This is a genomic window from Vibrio sp. Y176 (genome assembly GCF_033438945.1).
The window spans coordinates 1-920 of the sequence record NZ_JAWOQS010000194.1 but is presented as its reverse complement, the minus strand read 5'-3'; the positions used below and the strand labels follow the sequence as shown (position 1 = coordinate 920).

The 920-nt window shown below is 46.3% G+C and carries 2 protein-coding genes; one reads left to right on the top strand and one right to left on the bottom strand.

What is annotated here, in order from left to right:
* The first annotated feature begins 92 nt into the window (after positions 1-92).
* Positions 93-299 (top strand): hypothetical protein, encoded by a 207-nt coding sequence (locus R7O13_RS25050; protein WP_005461782.1) that lies wholly within the window; start codon positions 93-95, stop codon positions 297-299.
* A gap of 50 nt (positions 300-349) precedes the next feature.
* Here the strand turns inward: R7O13_RS25050 and R7O13_RS25045 are convergent.
* Positions 350-920: DNA topoisomerase (locus R7O13_RS25045; protein WP_318304964.1), on the bottom strand; the 571-nt coding region annotated here is incomplete at its 5' end.

Genomic DNA, 920 nt, shown 5'->3' with positions numbered 1-920 from the left:
AGCTTTATGCTTTCTACTTCTCTGACAACCTTGAATTTCTGCGTTTCCTTTCCAGACTTAGTAAGGCTATCAAACAAATAAGGAGAGTGAGCATGGCTGCGGATAGAGATCTGGTGAATTTTAGTGAAGATCACGAACTCAACTACTGCTTAAGAAGCGCAGGGAAACGTCAAACACAAGCGAATCGCGATGCGTTGGTCGATTTAGGTAAGCAAGTCAAACAAGTCTCGGGCAAACGAGTTCTTACGCAAGATGATGTAAGAGGTGCCATTCAAAATCACGGCGATCTGTTTGAGTAACACCACCACAAACAACAAGCAAAAGCGGCGCTATCATGCGCCGCTTTTGTTTAAGAGCTCTTTCGCTTTGAGGCTCCCGTTTTCGATGCCCCACTCTTTGGGTAGCTTCGCTTTTTACGCTTGAACGCCGGACGTTCGACTTTAGGTAAGTGGCGCAGAGAATCCGGTATTGGCCCTGATTTTACTTGGCTCATCAACCCATCAATACGCTGTTCAAGTGCCTGCATGAAAGGTTGATAAGCTTGATTTCTTTCTGCCATCCCCTGAAGTTGGTGCTCCCAATGAGCGGTCATGTCAGGATACGTCGCATCTTGTGGTAATGCGTTGATTAACCCTCGTCCAGCTTGCGAGCTGAGTATGGATTTACCTTGCCTTGTCAATAACTGACGCTTAAAGAGCGTATCCAAAATACCCGCACGAGTCGCTTCCGTACCTAATCCATCTGTGTCGCGCAGAATTTTTTTCAACTCTTTATCGGCAACATAACGAGCAATTCCCGTCATCGCTTGCAGCAGAGTGGCTTCAGTAAAGTGTTTTGGTGGCTCAGTTTTTCGGTCTTTAATTTCACCTTCACGACATGTTAACACCGTGCCTTCACTTAACGGTGGCACCGCATCAATA

Excerpts from the sequence above, each read along its gene's own strand:
- R7O13_RS25050 (WP_005461782.1), top strand. The coding sequence starts at position 93 with ATGGCTGCGGATAGAGATCTGGTGAATTTTAGTGAAGATCACGAACTC.